Annotated in this window: 1 rRNA gene; it reads right to left on the bottom strand. The window is 51.3% G+C overall.

The annotated features are described in order from the left end of the window. Positions 1 to 75: ribosomal RNA gene (rrf, locus tag ACPXCS_RS39765) — 5S ribosomal RNA — on the bottom strand; the annotation flags it as partial. Positions 76 to 236: the final 161 nt, after the last annotated feature.

Genomic DNA, 236 nt, shown 5'->3' with positions numbered 1-236 from the left:
ACCATCGGCGCTGTAAGGCTTAGCTTCCGGGTTCGGAATGTAACCGGGCGTTTCCCCTACGCTATAACCACCGAAACCCTAATGGTTTCGAGCGAACAAGCACACTCTTCAATTGTTTGTTCTGCTCAAAAACCGACAACTGTTCGTTGTCTCAGAACTAACACAGTGGACGCGAGCAACTGAGGACAAGCCCTCGGCCTATTAGTACCGGTCAACTCCACACGTTACCGTGCTTC

The organism is Streptomyces sp. DT190 (assembly GCF_049846985.1).
Taxonomy (GTDB): domain Bacteria; phylum Actinomycetota; class Actinomycetes; order Streptomycetales; family Streptomycetaceae; genus Streptomyces.
This window is presented reverse-complemented; position numbering and strand designations above follow the sequence as displayed.